The sequence below is a fragment of the Bacillus sp. B1(2022) genome, assembly GCF_040259625.1.
Taxonomy (GTDB): domain Bacteria; phylum Bacillota; class Bacilli; order Bacillales; family Bacillaceae; genus Bacillus; species Bacillus velezensis.
This window is the reverse complement of the sequence record NZ_JANIFO010000005.1, coordinates 16739-35619: the sequence shown is the minus strand read 5'-3', so window position 1 is coordinate 35619 and position 18881 is coordinate 16739. Positions and strand designations below refer to the sequence as shown.

7 protein-coding genes are annotated in these 18881 nt (G+C 46.9%); all 7 read right to left on the bottom strand.

Annotation, left to right across the window (positions count from 1 at the left end):
• Positions 1-9: 9 nt before the first annotated feature.
• The 7 genes from bamA to NQS30_RS10625 all read right to left on the bottom strand — a co-directional run bounded on the left by bamA (position 10) and on the right by NQS30_RS10625 (position 18881).
• Positions 10-11958, bottom strand: a complete 11949-nt coding sequence (gene bamA, locus NQS30_RS10655) for a bacillomycin D hybrid PKS/NRPS BamA (RefSeq protein WP_218791216.1) — start codon at positions 11956-11958, stop codon at positions 10-12.
• Between the two features lie 19 nt (positions 11959-11977).
• Positions 11978-13180, bottom strand: a complete 1203-nt coding sequence (gene bamD, locus NQS30_RS10650; RefSeq protein WP_015239954.1) for a bacillomycin D biosynthesis malonyl-CoA transacylase BamD — start codon at positions 13178-13180, stop codon at positions 11978-11980.
• A 559-nt stretch (positions 13181-13739) separates the two neighbouring features.
• The gene (locus tag NQS30_RS10645) at positions 13740-14525 is read right to left on the bottom strand and encodes a 3-hydroxybutyrate dehydrogenase (RefSeq protein ID WP_014418050.1); all 786 of its coding nucleotides are present in this window, start codon (positions 14523-14525) and stop codon (positions 13740-13742) included.
• A 12-nt stretch (positions 14526-14537) separates the two neighbouring features.
• Entirely contained in the window at positions 14538-15200 is a 663-nt protein-coding gene (locus tag NQS30_RS10640) for a CoA transferase subunit B (protein WP_069007447.1), read from the bottom strand.
• A gap of 17 nt (positions 15201-15217) precedes the next feature.
• Positions 15218-15919 (bottom strand): CoA transferase subunit A, encoded by a 702-nt coding sequence (locus tag NQS30_RS10635; RefSeq protein WP_069007448.1) that lies wholly within the window; start codon positions 15917-15919, stop codon positions 15218-15220.
• 24 nt (positions 15920-15943) lie between these two features.
• Positions 15944-17380 carry a GntP family permease gene (locus NQS30_RS10630; RefSeq protein ID WP_015239957.1) on the bottom strand — a complete coding sequence of 479 codons (1437 nt, stop codon included), beginning with the start codon at positions 17378-17380 and terminating at the stop codon, positions 15944-15946.
• A gap of 304 nt (positions 17381-17684) precedes the next feature.
• Positions 17685-18881, bottom strand: a complete 1197-nt coding sequence (locus NQS30_RS10625) for a cytochrome P450 (RefSeq protein ID WP_069007449.1) — start codon at positions 18879-18881, stop codon at positions 17685-17687.

The following is an 18881-nucleotide window of genomic DNA, read 5'->3' as shown; positions in this document are numbered from 1 at the left end:
TGCTTTTCCCTAAAAGTTCAATTGAATAGAATCAAGCGCGTTCTCTTCTTCCTCATTGCTGCCGCTTAATCCGATATGTTCGATTAGAATGCTTGGCTGTTCCAAAATCGCCGATAGGATGTGTAAGTAGTCGTTGGATAAAACCTCGATTCTGCTTTTCTTAAACAGTTTTTTCGAATATTCAAACAGTCCGTGATAGTTGTCGCGGTCCGCCTGAATCGACAAGGTCAAATCGAATTTGGCAACCGGATGATGAAATGGATACGGCTTGAGTTGAAGGGAATCGAAAGTCAATTCAGCATGATCAAGATTTTGCAGCACAAACATCGTATCGAATAAAGGATTGCGGCTTGAATCTTTTGGAAGATGCAGATGCTGAATTAATTCTTCCAACGGATAGTCTTGATTTTTATAGGCGTTCAGCATGTTTTCTTTTACTTCATTTAAGTAGGCATCAAATGTTTTACGGCCCGCCGGGTGATTGCGAATGACTAACGTATTGACGAACATTCCCACGACCGGCTCTACATCCAGATGAGTCCGCCCGGCAGATGGCGTTCCTACGATAATATCTTCTTGTCCGCTGTATTTGGATAAAAGAATCGTATAGGCTGCCAATAAAATCATATACAGTGTTGCTCCTGTGTCTTCTTCCATTTGGCTTAAACGCTGTTTCAAGTGTTCGGGTATAAGAAATTCAAATGATTCGCCTTCGTAATCGCGTATGGCAGGTCGCTCATAATCCGCAGGCATATCCAGTACAGGAATATCACCGTGAAACTGATCCAGCCAATACGCTTCCTGGCTCTTGATGTTCCGTTTCTGAATGTCCGATTGCTGCCAAACTGCAAAGTCTTTATATTGAATAGTGAGCGGGCCCGGTTCGTTCCCCTCGTAGATTCGGCTTAAATCTTTCATCAGAATATTGACGGACACGCCGTCAGAAATGATATGATGCATATCAACCACAAGCACGTGCCTCGCAGGTTCAATTTCAATCAGTCCGGCCCGCATCAGCGGCGGCTTGGCTAAGTCAAACGCTTTGATGAAATCAAGCACACGGTCTTCCGCTTCTTCTTCGCTAGCTTGAATTCGTTCTATCGCAAAGTCGACGTTCTGATGAATACGCTGTGCCGGCTCGCCTTCATATAAATCAAAGCTGGTCCGCAATGCTTCATGACGCGCGATTAATTTTCGGAAAGCGGCGTTTAACCGTTCGGGATCGATCGTCCCTTCCACATTCATGGCACCCGTCATATTGTAAGTCAGCTCGCCGCCTTCTGTGTGACTTAACAAATACATCCGCCTCTGAGCTGAAGAAACCGGATAATATGGCATTTCCTTTGCAGCCGGAATCGGTACATATCGATTTTTGTCCATGTGTAACGCCTTGTCAGCCAATTGTTCAATGGTAGGAAACTTGAATATGTCTTTGAGAGACAGATTCACATCCAGCTCTTTGTGAATTCTGGCCGCTAAGGCAGCCGCTCGGATGGAGTTGCCTCCGAGATCAAAGAAATTATGTTTGATCCCCGCATGGCTTATTCCGAGCACTTCCTTCCATAAATCTGTAAGTTTGGACTCCGTCTCATTACCCGGCGGAACATATTCAGCTGTCTGCTGCAGACTCGATTCCGGTGCAGGCAGTGCCTTACGGTTTATTTTCCCGTTGGACGTTAACGGCATATGCTCCAGACGGACAAAATAGGACGGAACCATGTAGTCCGGAAGCCCCGATGACAATTGTTCCCTAAGCTGCGCAGCCGCTATAGGCTTGTCGCTTACGTAATACGCGCATAATTGTTTTAAGCCGTCTTCTTCTTCTTTCACTGTAACCGCGGCTTTTTGCACCGCTTCCGCGTTATGCATTGCTGCTTCAATTTCACCAAGCTCGATTCGGTGTCCCCTGATTTTGACTTGTTCATCAACGCGCCCAATATATACAAGATTTCCGTCCTTCAATCGCTTAGCCAAATCCCCTGATTTGTACATCTTCGCTCCCGGGACATACGGGTTCTCAACAAATTTCTCTGCCGTTAAATCCGGGCGGTTCCAATACCCTCTGGCAACACCCGGTCCGCTGATATATATTTCGCCGATTACCCCGATCGGAACCAGGTTTCTGCTTGCATCGGCCACATAAATATCCGTGTTGGCAGCCGGAGTGCCGATCGGTACAAATTCCCGCTTGTCCCGTACTGCGTCAAAGTGATAAATCATACATCCGACGACAGCTTCCGTCGGTCCGTATTCATTGAAAATGTCCAGCCGGCCTTTAAACTGCTCGCTGACACTTTTGGCCAGACGGGTGCTTAAATTTTCTCCGCCGACAATCATTTTCCGTATTGCGGTGTCGCCAGCGATGTTCATCTCCTTGATGACGTGCAGATGTGCCGGGGTCAATTTGATCATGTCTATTCTTGAGTCCCGCATAATCTCAGAAAGCACAGCGCTTTTGTCTTCGCCGTCAAAGACAATGATGGTATTTCCCGTAACCAGCGGCGTAAATATCGAGGTCACAGTCAGATCGAAAGAGATGGAAGAGTATAATGGAAAGTTGGTTTTCTCACCTCTTACATAAACCTCTTTCGCCCACCAAATATAATCAGCCAGTCCCTGATGCTCAATGAGTACACCTTTTGGATTTCCCGTCGAACCTGACGTATAGATCATGTAGACCAAATCATGCGCATCGCTGTCCGATTCAAAATTCGAGTGCTCCTCATGGTATGAGTTTTCCTCATCCAAAAGCACAACGTCACCATCATACGGGAATTGATCCAGCAGGCTGCGCTGTGTCAACACAACCTCCGCTCTTGAATCTCTCAGCATATATTGGATCCGATTTTCCGGATATTCAGGATCAATGGGCACGTATGCGCCGCCGGCTTTCAGAACAGCCAAAATTCCGACAATCAGCTCGATCCGATGCGGGCAGATGATGGCAACGAATTGATCCGCTTGTACGCCTTTTGTCCGTAACGTCCGCGCCAATCGGTTTGCCCGTTCATTGAGCTGTCTGTACGTATACCGCTCATTGCCAAAAATAACGGCTTCATGATCGGGACTCTGTTCCGCCTGCATTTCAAACCACCGATATACCGTTTCCTTATGCGGATACGGCGTCTTTGTGCCATTACACTCCGTCAGCAGTTGATGCCGTTCGGTTTCAGACAGCATAGGAACGGAAGACAATGTCATCTCCGGCTGCTCAACAAGGCTGTTTAAAATGGCGGTATAGTGTCTGGTAATCTGTTCAATGGTGTCTTTTGTGAATCGTCCCGGTTTATAATCAAAATGCATCTCTATCTGTTGACCGGCATCTTCGATCGTGAGCATCAAATCATATAAAGAGACTCCTGGATTTCGTTCTTTCACTTTAAATGTACATTCATTGTGCCGGATTTCATGAAATTCAATGTTTTGAAACACAAACATCGTGTTAAACAGAGACTTTCCGGTTGTTTCCCGCTGTACATTTAATTTCTCCACAAGCCGGTCGAATGGATAGTCTTGGTTTTCGAAAGCGTCAAGCGTCTGCCGCTTTACTTCTTCCAGATAATCCGTAAACGTTCTATTGGCGTGCGGCTTCGTCCGGATTCCGATGGTTTGTATGAAAATACCGATGATTTTTTCGATATCCGGATGATTTCTTCCTGATGCAGGCGTGCCAACGACAATGTCTTCTTGTCCCGTATATTTATGAAGCAGCACATTATAGGCGGCCAGAAGCACTGTATAGAGAGTGGTTTCCGCCTTTTGCGCCAAATCTTGAAGCGAACGGATGACATCCGGCTGTAAGGAGCATGTCACACGCTGTCCCTCAGAAGACCGTTCTGCCGCTTTGGAACCGTCTGTCGGAAGGTCAAGGATGGGAATTTCGTCTTGAAATTGTTCCAGCCAATATGTCTCCTGCCGCTTCATGGCATCCTCATTCAGCCGTTGGTTTTGCCATTCTGCGAAATCTTTATATTCAAATTCAATGTCCGGTAATGGTTTCTGATGATATAAAGCCAGCAATTCATTTGTAAGGATGTTGACGGAATAACCGTCCGAAATGATATGATGCATATCGATGAGCAGTTCGGCCTGCTCGTTTTCAATCTTGATCAGCTCCGCACGAACTAACGGAGCTTGGTCCAGGCGGAACGGTTTTACAAACCGGTCTGAATAGGCATCAAATTCGTCCCGGCTCATTGTCCGGACATGAACGTTAAAATCAACTCCGTTTTCAAGTTTCTGAACGATATCGCCATCTATAATGTCGAAATACGTGCGAAACGCTTCGTGCCGCTGCATCACTTGTTGAAGAGATGAGATCAGGGCTTGCTCATCGTACTTCCCTGTTATTGATATGTGGCCGAACATATTTTGCGCCAGCTGATCCGGTTCCAGTTGGTGCAGGAAATATACTCTTTGCTGTGCCGGCGATGTCGGGTAATACGCTTTTTTCTCGGCAGCCTTCATCGGGAGGTGCACGACTTTCGTTTCGTTCTGAATGAAACGTGCTAATTCCTTAACAGTCTGGTGATTGAAAAATTGTCCGATGGAAACCTTTTGATGAAATGTCTTCTGAACTTTGGAAAGCATAAGCGTTGCCTGGAGTGAGTTTCCCCCCAGAGCCAGGAAGCGATCTGATCTGCCAACCCGTTCAAGGCCGAAAAGTTCCTCCCAAATCCGCGCCAGCTGCCGTTCCGTTTCATTTACCGGCGCCTCATAGGCTTCAGTAAAATTTGCCGTATTGCTTCCTATTGAAGAGATCCGCTTCTGGTGTTCGGCGTAAAGTGCTTGTAAATCATGCTGTTCTTCATTGGAAAACATCATCATGGCGTTAAGAGGGATTGAATCTCCCTCAACCATTTTTTGCAGCAATTTTGTAAAACCCGCTCCCCACTTTTTCATGATTTCCGGACTGATGACGTTCGTATTAAAGTCGAAATCAAGAACATATTCTTGATGCGCGTCTGTTATGTTCAGAAATAAATCGTACAGGGTGCATTTTACCGGGTATGCAACGGGCTCCGCTTCCGCCTTTCCGAAATGCAGTTTTCGAAAAGGCCTGTCTAAATTAAAGATAATACGCATATCCGGCACTTGATCGTGCGGAAGCTCTCTGGCCACCAGTGTCATCGGGACGGCTTGGTGACGCATTGCAAGATTCACGCTTTCTTTCATACTGCCAAGATAACCGGATAAAGTGCTTTCTGAAGAAGACGTGTTCTTCACCGGAATCATATTGACGCAATTTCCAATCAGATCATGCTGTTTCATATGCGATTGACCTGCTGCGGGGACCCCGATCACAAGGCCTGACTGTTTGGTAAGCCGGTGCAGAAAAAGATGAAATGCACCCAGCATCGTCACAAATACGCTATTTTTCATCTGAATGCTTAATGACCTTAAAGCCTCGCTCAATGGCCGTCCAAGCCTGACGGTACACCGGTCTCCCTCATACCCGTTCGGATAACGGACAGAATCTGTGCTTGGCAGAATTGGCTGCTGTATCGGTTCAGAAAAATGACGCCGCCAATAACGGACCCCTTCTTCATAATGGCCGCTGTCAATCTGTGCCTGCTGCCAGTCTAAGTATTGGCGAAACGAAACATCTGCCTCTTTCGGTGAAATCGGTTTTCCTTGTACTATTGCCGCGTAGTTGCTCTCCAGTTCTTGAACAAAAACGGCGATTGACCATCCATCGGCAATGATATGATGGAACGTGAGCACAATCAGATGTTCATTGTGAGCCGATGTAAGCACATGGATTCTAAACAAAGGCTTTTGTTCATGGAAATGAAACGGCCGCTTGGCATCTTCTGTCAGCCATTTTTGGATTTCCGGCTCCCGATGTTCATGCGGGTGACTGGTAAAATCAATGACAGGTATTTCTATATTCATCCGTTCCTGCACTTGCTGTACCTCGTCATCGGGATGAATCACCGTACGTAAAGCTTCATGACGGTCAACGATATGCCGGACGGCTTGTTTTAATGATGTATACTGCATTTCGCCCTTCACTTTCAGCATAATGGACTGGTTTAAAGCGGCGGAAGCTTCATTCCCGTAATGGGATGCCATAACCAACTGCTTTTGTTCAGGTGAAAGCTCGCGCGTCCCGGACTTTTTACGGCCTCCGCCATCAGGGGAATCCGGGCCTTCCGGAATAAATCCGCCTCGGCGAAGATCCTCCACAGTGTCTTTCACCGCTTGAATAATATTTTCGATATCATCCGCGGTATGCGCCGCAGATAAGAAGCAGTTGCGTCCCTCCCACACATAGACCCCTTTATAGTTGAGATGGTAAAAGAACAAGTCATTATCAAGCGATGAGACAAACCGGAATAAAGAACCGAATCGAACCATACGGATAGGCACTTGCGCTTGTTCGAAGCAGCGATTCAGCTCATCGACCAGGTAGGCTGTTTTTTGATTAAGCTGCTCATACAGATGTTCTCCCTCGGTTTGTAAATGGCGAAGGACGGCTAATGACATCCTCATGGTAAGCGGGTGAGTATTGAAGGTGCCGGCCACAAACGTGCGTTTCGCCTCGTCTTGCGGGTAGGAATCGTCCCCATACTGCCAGGTACCCCCGTCGATCGCATTCATGAACTCAGCTTTTCCGGCAACTACCCCTAATGGCTGTCCGCCGCCGATGATTTTTCCGTAGGTCACTAAATCAGCCTGAATGCCGAACCATTCCTGTGCGCCGCCGAGACCGATCCGAAATCCGGTAATAATTTCATCCATAATCAGAGCTGTTCCGGATTGCTGCGTGATCGCCCGCAATTCTTTCAAAAATGCCTGCGGCTGCAAATCCGGTCTGCGGCTTTGTACCGGTTCCACCAGTACGGCTGCCAATTCATCACCAAGACTGCGGATCACGTCCAGCGAATCGGGATTGTTGTAATGTAAAATAATCAAATCATCCATAAAGCTCTGCAGTATACCCGGAGCCAGCGGATTCGCAGACGCAGCCCCGCCTTTTGTGCCGGCTACCCCTAATACGCCGTCAAACGTGCCGTGATAAGATCCCGAGAACGCCACGACTTTCTTTCTTCCTGTTGCCGCCCGCGCCAAACGCAGGGCAACCATGACGGCCTCTGTTCCGGAATTATAGAAAGCGACCCTTTCCACTCCGGTACATGTGCGGATCCGGTCGGCAACTTCACCGGCGACATCTGACATCGGGCCGAGCGGAGGCAATGATGAACGGGTTGAATCATCGATAACCTGTGTAATAAAGGAAGGATGATGCCCGAAAAGGTTAACCCCGAATCCCATTGTGATATCGATATATTCATTTCCGTCAATATCCCACATTTTAGAACCATCAGAACGTTCGGCGATAATCGGGTATACGATTTCCTTCCAATACGAACGGAAGCTGGACAAATTGCGGTTGTTTGCATGAGCAAATCGGGTGTTGTCCGTATATTGTTTGGAACCTTTCGTTTTATCGGCGTATTTCTTGATGAAATCTTCTAAGTATTGTTTTTGCCGTGCGGTATAGTGCCCCTGATCATTCAGGTTCTGAGGCTGAAAAGGAACATAGGGTTTCGCTTCTTGAGCCGCTTTCTTTTCTGCAGTGACGGTCGGATGCCCCTGCTTGACAGAAGGAATTGATTTCTCTTGCGCTTTAGCGTATTCTTTCTCATCGGAATGATGTCCGCTGTTTCTCAACAAATTAAAGCTATTTAATTGAGCTTGCAAGGTATCCTGAATTAATTGATTCTGAGAAGCGATTATTTTTTCGAGCATATGCTCTTGATGACCTTCTCTGCGATCCGATTCAGACTGCGCTTCTGAAATGACCTGTATTTCCTGCGCCGGAACATTCTCTTGAGGCGGAGCGGATGCAAAGGACGATGGAACGGTCTCAGCCAAGTAATCTATGACACTTTGAAGGTTGTTCATCGTATCAAAAAAACGATCCATCGGGATGTCTACCCCAAATTCGTCCGCAATGGCTTTTTTGACCTGTGACAGCATGATAGAATCCATTCCGAGCCCGATAAAATGAGCATTCAGATCGAGTTCCTCCGCTCTGATCCCCGAAGCATTGCTGATTACAGTTTTCAGGAAGGATTCAATGTGCGCTTTCGATTGATTGATATTCAATGCTGCTCCTCCTTTCTTTTCGCCCTCGTTTAAGCGCAATTGGTCAGCTTCAGCCCAGCATCGGCTCCGTTCAAACGGATACAGGGGCAATGGCGTCTTTTGTACAGTTTCACCGGAATAAAGCGCGCGCCAATCGATAACGGCTCCTTGCACAAATAATTCGGCTGCGCGATGCAGCCATGTGATCCGTTCATCTTGCGTACGTAAACGCTGCTTAATCAGTGCGGCTGCTTGTTGATTCAGCTCTTCTTTATGAGCAGGCAGCATTTCCTTCATATTCTTGTAACCGATGTATACACCGGGAAGGTTTCTGTCTCCCTGAATCAGGCGGGTCAGCTTATCCGATAGTTCTTGTTTACCGGATACAATCATGGCAATGCCATGATCCAAATGAGCCCTGCCCGTACTGGCTGTATAGCAAATGGACTTTAATGAAGCTTGGCTGTCATCCGATACATATTGCCGGTACTGCTGTGCGAGTTCATAGAGTGATTTTTCAGTATGAGCGGATAAAACAAATAGGTGCGGCCCATGTTCATCCTCGGGTGCATACTCACTTTGAGAAATATATTCTTCCAGTACCACATGAGCGTTCGTTCCGCTAAAGCCAAATGAGCTGACTCCGCCTCGCAGCGGCTCATCACCGGATGTGAACGCTGCAGCTTCCTGGTTTACGTAAAATGGTGAAGAGTGAAAATGAATGAGCGGATTAGGTTCATTAAAGTGCGCTAACGGCGGATTTTTCTTGTGATTCAGCATGAGGACAGATTTGATCAGCCCGACGATGCCTGCCGCTTCAAACAAATGACCGATGTTCGATTTAACAGAACCAATCGCACAAAATTGTTTTTTTGCCGTATACTTTTCAAACGCTTTACAAAGTCCGTTAAATTCAACCGGATCGCCGAGCTTCGTTCCGGTGCCATGTGCTTCGATGAAAGACAGTGTTTCAGGGGCAATGCCCGCGTCTTTCCAAGCCGTCTCAATGACCTCAGTCTGAGCTGCCGGATTCGGTGCTGTAATCCCGGCGGTTGTTCCGTCTTGATTCATCGCGCTTCCCTTGATTACGCCGTAAATATGGTCTCCGTCGCGAACAGCATCCTGCAAAGGTTTTAGCAGGACTGCGGCCGCGCCTTCACCTGTGCCCGTGCCGTCTGAATCTTTGCTGAACGTTTTCGTGTACCCGTCCGAAGATTCCATATCAAGCCCGATACAGATCGGCAAGAGCGATGTCCGGATACCGCCGGCAAGAGCCATTTCACAATCGCCGGACATTAAAGATTTACATGCCATATGAACGGCGGCAAGCGATGAGGAGCATGCCGTATCCACTGTGACCGCCGGCCCTTTTAAATTTAAGAAATAAGCGATTCGGCTGGCTAGCACGGAAGGGAGATTGCCCACGATATATTGATGAAGTTCCTCCGGATAATTCGCAGAAAGGAGACGTTCATAATCGTAGCCCACCTTCGAGTACCCCGCATATACCCCGACACGGCTCCCGTTCATGCTGCCGCCGGCATAGCCCGCATCTTCAATCGCATGCCATGCAGACTGCAAAAACAGTCTTTGGTTAGGGTCCATAAACTGAGCCGCTTTAGGAGCTAAACCGAAGAACGAATAATCAAAGCGGTCGATTTCATCTAAATAGCCGCCCTTCACAAACTGACTCTCATTGAACTCGCTTTGGATGGACTTTAAATAATCCGCCGCATCTTTCAGCCGGGATTCGGGGTATTCTCGAATGCTGTGCTCACCTTTTTCAAGCAGATTCCAAAAATCACTTTTCGTTGACGCTCCCGGGACATTGAGCGACATCCCGATAATGGCGATATCTTTCGGTGTCACATGGCTTGGTTTCGCTGCCGCGTCCTGTTTGATTTCAGCCCGGCTTTCAGACAGATATGCCGCTAAATCAGTGATAGAAGGATACGTAAAGAGATCTGAAACGGCAAGCTCGCGTCCGAATTTCTGTTCTATGCGCTCGGCAATCTGCGATAACTGTAATGAATTTGCTCCCATATCAAAATAACTGTCAGCGAGGTGAACCTTTTTCCCGTTGAGCACTTCGGAAAAGATAGACAGCAATTCCGTTTCTATCTCATGAATGGGTGTCTGTCCGGATGTTTCCGGGCTGCTCTCCAAACATTCATTGATGGCGGCAGACTCTGTTGAAAAATTCCCTGCCTCATACTGTCTGGCAAGTTCGTAGCGTTTAACCTTTCCGCTGGTTGTTTTAGGGAGTTTTCGGATCGGAAGGACTTCTTTTATGCTCCAGCCGCCCCGCTTGTACAAATGCTTTTTTATCTCTTTGACAAGCGGTGCGAATTTTTCAGGTGATTTTTTGTAAACAACAAAGAGCACGATTTCTCCGCTTTGTGTCTTTTGATCATATACACCGCAGGCGGCAACCCTTCCTAAGTCAACCTCTTCCATTTCAATCGCGACCCGTTCAATATCGTGCGGGTAGATATTTTTTCCGTTCACGAAAATAATGTCCTTTTCTCTTCCGGTTACGACTAAGTTACCACTTTCACTAATGAATCCGAGGTCTCCCGTTTTTACCCAGCCCTCAGAAGTCAGCGCTTTTTCCGTACTCTCTGGGTTGTTATAATACCCTTGCGTCACATTGTCTCCTTTGATCTGGATATGGCCGATGATTCCGTCTTCTACTCTTTCATTTGTTTCATCGGAGATCCGAAGCTGACAATAGTCAATAGGTTGTCCCACCTCAACGAATGAAGCGCAATTTTGGTCCTCTTTGCTGACTTTTACAGCTCTTTCACCAAGATTTAAATAGTCACGATGCAAATAAACGGGAACGAATTCTTTACCTATTTTAGAGAACGCTGCGCCAACCGAAGCTTCCGCTAAACCGTAAACATTCAAAATGGCGGATCTTTTCAGATTGAATGCTGCGCATCTTTTCAAAAATTCGTCACACAGCTCCGGCAATATCGGTTCTGCACCGTTTGCGATGACCTTGATGTGGGATAAATCCCAGTCTGGTTCGTTTTTGAGAAATTTAAGGAAGTAGTTGTACCCGAAATTAGGAGATGATAGAATACTGGCTTTATGTTCATGAGCTTTTTTCATCCAAAGAATAGGTCTGCGAATAAATAACTCTGTAGGCATTAGATTTTGATTGATTCCGGTTATGAAGGGAACAAGGTGGCAGGCGATGAGCCCCATATCATGCGTTAAAGGCATCCATGATAAGAAAGAGTCTTTCGAATGAATGGCTAGGGCAGTCCCAATGGCGCACGTGTTATGTATTAAGTTGTGATGCGTTAACATGACTCCTTTTGGGTCTCCTGTCGATCCGGAAGAAAATTGGATAAAGGCGAGTTCATCCGCATCAGGTTCATAAAATGAAGCGGGGTAATCGTAGGTTTGATCTTGAATGATGTCAGATTTTTCGTTTAATTGATGATGGAAATCCTGTAAATCGTGTTCTGCAGCGTATTTCTTTATTTTGTCCAATACTTTTTCAGAGGCAATCAGAAAGGGATGATTTAATATATTCCAAATGCGCCAGACCTTCAGTTTATGGTCATCATCTTCTCCGATACTGACCGGAACCGGGATCATTCCTCCTAATATACAAGCCCAAAAAGCAACGACAAATGATTTGTTCTCTTGGATTTGAAATACAATTTCCTGCTTCGGCTTAATGCCGAGATGCTGTAAATAGCCAAGATACCCTTGCGCCTCTTCAAACAATTGGCGGTAAGAGACAACCGTCTCGTTTTTATCGGATTCGATAAAACGGATCCCGCGATCAGAGATACTGCTTCTTTCCCGAATGACATCTACTAAGGTTTGGAATTGACTGGTATACATAGGTCCCCTCCTGGGCGCTTTATTTTAAAATCCGCAATTCTTCCCAAGCCGGAAGCTGTTTAGCTTCACAAATTAATTTGCATAAATGGATCGAATGTTCGAGTTCTTGTTCTGAAAGCACGTCTTCATGCCTTTTCATTCTCTCTTTCAGCTCTTGGATTTGCGTAAATAATGGCGTCGTCATAGTGGAATAAGCCGCTGAATCCTTGTTGTAATTTCGCGCAATGACGGATTGAATCATCAATTTATTCAGTTGTTTTTTGCGTAAATGGACAATATGTTTCTTTCTTTCCGTTGAATTGGAAAGCGGGGGAACATCAGATGTCTGTCCTAAGGGATAAGGTACAATGTGATTCGTTGTTTTTCTCAGCAGACCGGCTAAGACATTGTTCGGACCCATTTCGATGACTTCTGTGACTCCATGTAAAAGCAAGTAATGCATCGATTCTGTCCATCTAACCGGCATCGTCATGTGCTGCTTGAGATGTTCGCTGATCGAATTTCCGCTGCTGTAAGGGCGCGCGGTGACATTTGAAATGATCGACCATGCGGCATCCCGGAAGGAATACCGGTGTAAAACAGTCTGGAATTGTTCGGAGGCTGATCGTATCATCGAACTGTGAAAAGGCGCACTGACATTCAAATAAGTGTATGCCGCACCCTTTTCCTCCGCCATCTTGATGACACGTTCCACAGCTTGCCGGTGTCCGGAAATCACATGCTGCTGTTCTGAATTCATGCAGGCTACACCTGCCGGAAAGTCTTCCGTCGATACTTTCGAACATATTTCCTGCAACGTTTGGAGAGAGAGCTGTGTCACGGCGGCCATCGTCCCCTGCTGCTGGGGATCCGCATTTTGCATAAGAATTCCCCGCTCCCTTACAAGTGTAACGGCATCCTGAAAAGAAAGGGCGCCGGCACAGACAAGCGCTGAATATTCGCCTAAGCTATGGCCTGCCAGGAAGCGGGGCTCCACCCCTATTTCCTGCATATACACTTGAAAAGCAATCACACTGACCGTTAAAATAGCGGGCTGCGCGTTCATTGTCTTTGTCAATTCATTCATATCTCCGTTAAAACACAGTTTTTTTACATCCAAGGAGATCGCATCGCTCGCTTCTTCAAACAATCTCTTTGCGAGCACAAAATCATTCCAAAATTGTTTGCCCATTCCTACAAATTGAGACCCTTGTCCAGGAAATAAAAAGGCAAGATTGTTCATGAGATTCCTCCGATCATATTGAACAGGGGATACAATATCCTACAAAATATCCCTTTATCTAACATCCTAGCATGATTATAACAAATGTGTATAGAATACTTTCGGAGGAGTTATTGTTCGTTTTCACAAACGAATTAGATATATTTATTCATAAAATAAAACATGGGGGTTTCGCCGAAAATCAGTCTTAAAGAGAGATGATGAAAGCCGGGGTGGAGCCTGTTACCGGCTCTTCTTCACTTCGGACGCGCTCTTCATGTTTCATATGTTTTAGGGCTATTGGCATTATTGTGTCAGAAATTACATATTTTCTGTTTATTGTAAAAATTCATTTGTATATCTGTGAAGGATTGTAAACTGATTGCGCTTAATTATAAATGTGGTGCAAGAGATGGATCTGGATGGGGAAAATCCGCAAGGACGAAATACGCCGCAGAACATGCGAATGACCCTGCCCGGATACCGATTGACGCAGTAAATCGGCCTATTGAGTGAACAAGGTTTTCAGGCATAAAAAAACAGCCGTTCAGAGCGGCTGTTTTTTTAAAAAGTATAAGAACTATTGAGCGGTATACCCGCCATCCATGACTACGGCCTGACCTGTGACCCCTTTTGCTTTGTCGCTGGCCAAAAATACGGCGTAATCAGCGATTTCCTTCACTGACAGCAGCCGTTTTTGGGGAACGAGCGGAAAGATGACGTCCTCAAGCACCCGCTCGTACGGTACATTCCTTGTTGCGGAAATGTCCTTTAACTGATTGCGGACAAGCTGAGTGTCCACATATCCCGGACAAAGCGCATTGACGGTAATGCCGTCAGCCGCGCCTTCAAGTGCGCCGACTTTCGTTAAACCGATGACGCCGTGCTTGGCGCTGTTATATGCCGCTTTCCCGTGAAAACCGATCAGTCCGTTGACAGACGCCATATTAATGATTCGACCGAATTGCTGTTTTTTCATAATGGGAAATGCATGCTTCATTGCGATAAATGGCGCAGTCAGCATGAGACGAATGAGCCGTTCAAACTGTTCGGTGGGAAATTCCTCGATGGGCGCGACATGCTGAATGCCCGCATTATTCACAAGGATATCGAGACGTCCGAATTGTTTCTCGACCGTCTGCAGCATATCGGCCACTTGCTTTTCATTTGTTACATCGCATGTGATGCTGACTGCTTCACAGCCTTCATCTTTCAGTCTTGCCGCCGCTTCTTTCCCCGCTTGTTCGTTTACATCAGAGATGATGACGGCTGCTCCTTCACGGGCGAATTCTTTTGCGATTTCAAGCCCGATTCCTCCGGCTGCTCCTGTTACAACGGCTGTTTTTTCAATAAGCAATGAATGCATGACGGCACCTCCTCATTTTGGTCTGACCCCGTTTTTTAACGACTGGCTGACAGTAAAATGACCTTCTGTTTTCTCAAAGACCTCCTCCATTGTTACACCTTCCTGCAGTTCGGTGAGCGTCATACGGCCATCATGAAAATCGAATACAGCCAAATCTGTGATCAGCCGATCGACCACCTGCCTGCCGGTTAAAGGCAGCGTACATTCCGTTCTCACTTTAGATTCCCCATATTTATTCACGTGCTCCATAATGACAATAATCCGTTTTGCTCCGTGGACCAAGTCCATGGCGCCGCCCATTCCTTTGATCATTTTTCCTGGGATCACCCAGTTCGCCAAATCTCCCCGTTCGGACACTTCCATCCCGCCGAGGATCGCTACATCAATGTGGCCGCCGCGAATCATGGCAAAGGATTCGGCACTGTCAAAATACGAGGCTCCCTTTACTTCGGTGATGGTTTCTTTTCCCGCGTTGATCAGATCAGGGTCCTCCGTTCCTTCCGCCGGATAAGGCCCGATCCCGAGCAAGCCGTTTTCAGACTGAAGCAGGACGTTATAATCATTCGGTATCTCATTGGCTACAAGCGTCGGCATCCCTATCCCCAAGTTCACATTCATTCCGTCCTTAATTTCCTTTACAGCCCGTTTGATCATTCGTTTTCTGCTATCTCTCATTCTGTCAGCCTCCTTTATCATGCTTGCCGGACGGTGCGGCGTTCAATCCGTTTTTCATGAATCCCGCCGTGCAGCACGTGCTGCACAAAAATACCCGGCGTATGAATTTGATCCGGATCAAGCTCTCCGGTATCGACGATTTCTTCAGCCTCTGCAATCGTCACTTTGCCTGCCATTGCAGCGAGCGGATTGAAATTTCTTGCCGTCTTTCTGAACATCAGGTTGCCCAGAGGATCGGCTTTCCAGGCCTTTACGATGGCGGCGTTCCCTGTAATCCCTTTCTCCAGAAGGTAGGTGCGCCCGTCAAATGTCTTATGTTCTTTTCCCTCGGCTACTGATGTTCCGACGCCCGCAGGTGTGTAAAACGCCGGAATGCCCGCCCCTCCCGCGCGAATTCTTTCTGCGAGCGTTCCTTGGGGCACCAATTCGACTTCCAGCTCTCCGCTTAAAAACTGCCGTTCAAAGGTTTTGTTTTCTCCCACATAGGATGCGACCATTTTTTTGATCTGCCGGTTTGCAAGCAAGAGGCCTAACCCCCAATCATCAACACCGCAGTTATTACTGACAACGGTCAAGTTTTTTACGCCGCTGTCCCTGATCGCGAGAATTAATTGTTCCGGAATGCCGCACAGGCCGAAGCCTCCTGCGATGAGGGTGTCTCCGTCCTTGATCAGTGCAGCAGCATCTTGATAAGAGTCCATCACTTTTCCTTTTCCCATATTCGTTTCCCCTTTCTGTTTTGGCTACACAAGGCCCGTCAGACTGTAAATGGCGATGATGACAAACACAGCGGCTGTTTTAATGACGGTAATGGCAAAGATATCCCTGTAGGATTGGCGGTGAGTCAACCCGGTGACCGCGAGCAGCGTAATGACGGCGCCATTATGCGGAAGAGTGTCCATCCCGCCGGAGGCCATCGAGATCACCCGGTGCATGACCTCCGGCGGGATGTGGAATGTATTGATTGCTTCTGTATACGCTGCTGACATCGTGCTTAAAGCGATGCCCATTCCTCCTGATGCCGATCCTGTAATTCCGGCAAGCGCAGTGGTCGTCACCGCTCCGTTGACGAGCGGATCAGTAAACGTCTGCGATATGCCGCTGCTGACCATTTTAAAGCCGGGAAGCGCCGCAATGATGCCGCCAAATCCGTATTCGGCTCCTGTATTCATCGACGCCAGCAAGGCGCCCCCGATGCCCTCATTCAGTCCTTCTTTCAAATTGAAGAGGACTTTTTTCCAATCGAACAAAATCGTTGTCATGATTCCGATGAACAGTGCGAGTTCTACTGACCAGATCGCAGTGACGGAGGAAAGGTCAATCTTCCCGAACGCTTCTAAGCCGAGCGGCGCAAAATCAAATCCGTCAGGGTACCAATGCGGGAGCCACATCGTGAAGCATTTGTTCATGACTCCCACAAGGATAAGCGGAACAAAGGCGAGCACTTGCCGCGCGGGGCTGGGTTGCGGTAAAACAGGCGTATGTGTTTCATTAGCCAGACTTGAGGATTCCTCTGCAGCGGAAACTTCAGATTGAAATCCAGCATAGCCTTCTCCGGCATTGGCCGCTTTTTTGCGCCGGGATTCTAAATAAATCATTCCGGCCGTAAGCACAAATGCTGCACCAATCAGTCCGAGCCAGGGAGCGGCATAAATGTTTGTTTTAAAAAAAGCGGTCGGAATGACATTTTGGATTTGCGGTGTGCCGGGAAGCGCATCCATTGTAAATGTAAAGGCGCCCAATGCAATCGTACCGGGTATCAGACGCTTGGGAATATCAGCTTTAATAAATAGGTTTTTAGCAAACGGATAAATGGCAAACACCGCTACGAAGAGACTGACGCCGCTGTACGTTAAAATCGCACCCATTAAGACGATGGCGAGAATGGATCTTTTTGCCCCTACAAGCTTGACGATTGTTTTTGCAATCGACTCGGCGAGCCCGGATATTTCAACAACCTTGCCAAAAACGGCCCCTAAAAGAAATACGGGAAAATACAGCTTAATAAATCCTACCATCTTCTCCATAAATATATTCGAGAAGAAAGGAAGTACGAAGCTTGGATCTGTCAGGAGCACGGCAAACAGCGCGCAAATCGGGGCGAATAAAATGACTGAAAAGCCCCGGTAAGCCGCAAACATCAGCATGCCTAATGCCAATAAAATAATAACAATGTCCACAAATCCCCCTCTTTTCTGCTTAATATTAGTAAGCGCTTACAAAAAATCGAGAAAATAAAGCAAAAAACATGCCGGTTTTGCACAGTTTCTGAGGCTGAAAAAATGTGCATCATGGTGAATGTTCCGTTTTGGCGAAAGAAAGGGAGACCCTTGCTGCATTAGATTGATTGGCTGAGCAGTGAGTTTTTTTAGGGATAGTGAGATGGATCAGAGAGGATTTTTGCTTTATAAATATGTATTCTTTTTTCTTTCATTTATTTCCTGCAAGAGGAACCGATAAAATCCGGCCCTCCTGCATGGTCATTCAGCCAATGACAACCGGGAGCTCTTTGAGCGACCTAAAACCAATGAGCTTGCGGTATTCAAGGCGGTGTGCAGCCAGCCGAAGCTTAGGTATCCGCTCAAACAGTGTGAGAATTGCAATTTGTGCTTCGATGCGCGCTAATGAGGAGCCTATGCAAAAATGGGCGTTCTTTCCGAATGCAACATGCGGGTTCGGCTTTCTTTGGATATCCATTTTGTGAGGTTGATCGAATATGCTTGGATCGCGATTGGCTGCCCCTAAAAGGATATATACCTGCTCTCCTTTTTTTATGGTCTTCCCATTTATTTCACAGTCTTCTGAAGCGGTGCGTGCCGTCAGCTGCGCGGGGCTGTCGTAGCGCAGACATTCCTCAACTGCAGTTTCAATAAGCGAGGGGTTTTCTCTCAGTGCGCTAAGCTGTTCAGGGTGTTTCAATAAAGTAAACACACCGTTGCTTATGAGGTTTACCGTCGTCTCGTGTCCGGCTATGACAAGTAAGATACATGTCGCGAGCACTTCCTCTTTTGAAAGCTGTTCCTCCATAATAAACCTGCTGATCAAGTCTTGTTTAGGGTGCGCTTCCCGCTTGTGAATCAAATCTCTGAAATATGACGTCAGCCTGCCTGCGGTGTCGCTTGCTCTGACTAACGTCTTTCTTGATCGGGTAAGATCAATGGCCTGAATGACGTCTGCCGTCCATTGTCTGAATTGATATCTCTCCTCTTTCGGCACTCCGAGTATCTCCGCAATGATAAGGCTTGCCAATGGAAAGGCAAACTCTGAAACAAGGTCCGCGGTTTTTTTGATTTGGACTTGATCCAACAAGTCATGAACCGTTTCTTTTATACAAGGGCGAAGTGATTCCGCCGTCTTTGCGGTAAATTCTTTACCGATAAGCATCCGCATCCGCTTATGGTCTGATTGATTTTTAAATAACAGCATATCGTGCTGGATATGCGATAGATTTTGATATTTCGTTGAAGCTTCCGGAAGAGGAATGCGGTTTTTAAACCGAATGTCTTTCAGAATCGCTGCCGCTTCTTTGTACCCGGTGACATACCAGCCCGGATATTTTAATACGGTTCCTTTATAAACAGGATCAATGGATCGCAGTTTGTCATAAAACGGGTAAGGGTCATTCCAAAAATCCGAATCCGCATGGAGAGACGGATGTGCAATCGATAGCTCCGCCGTCAT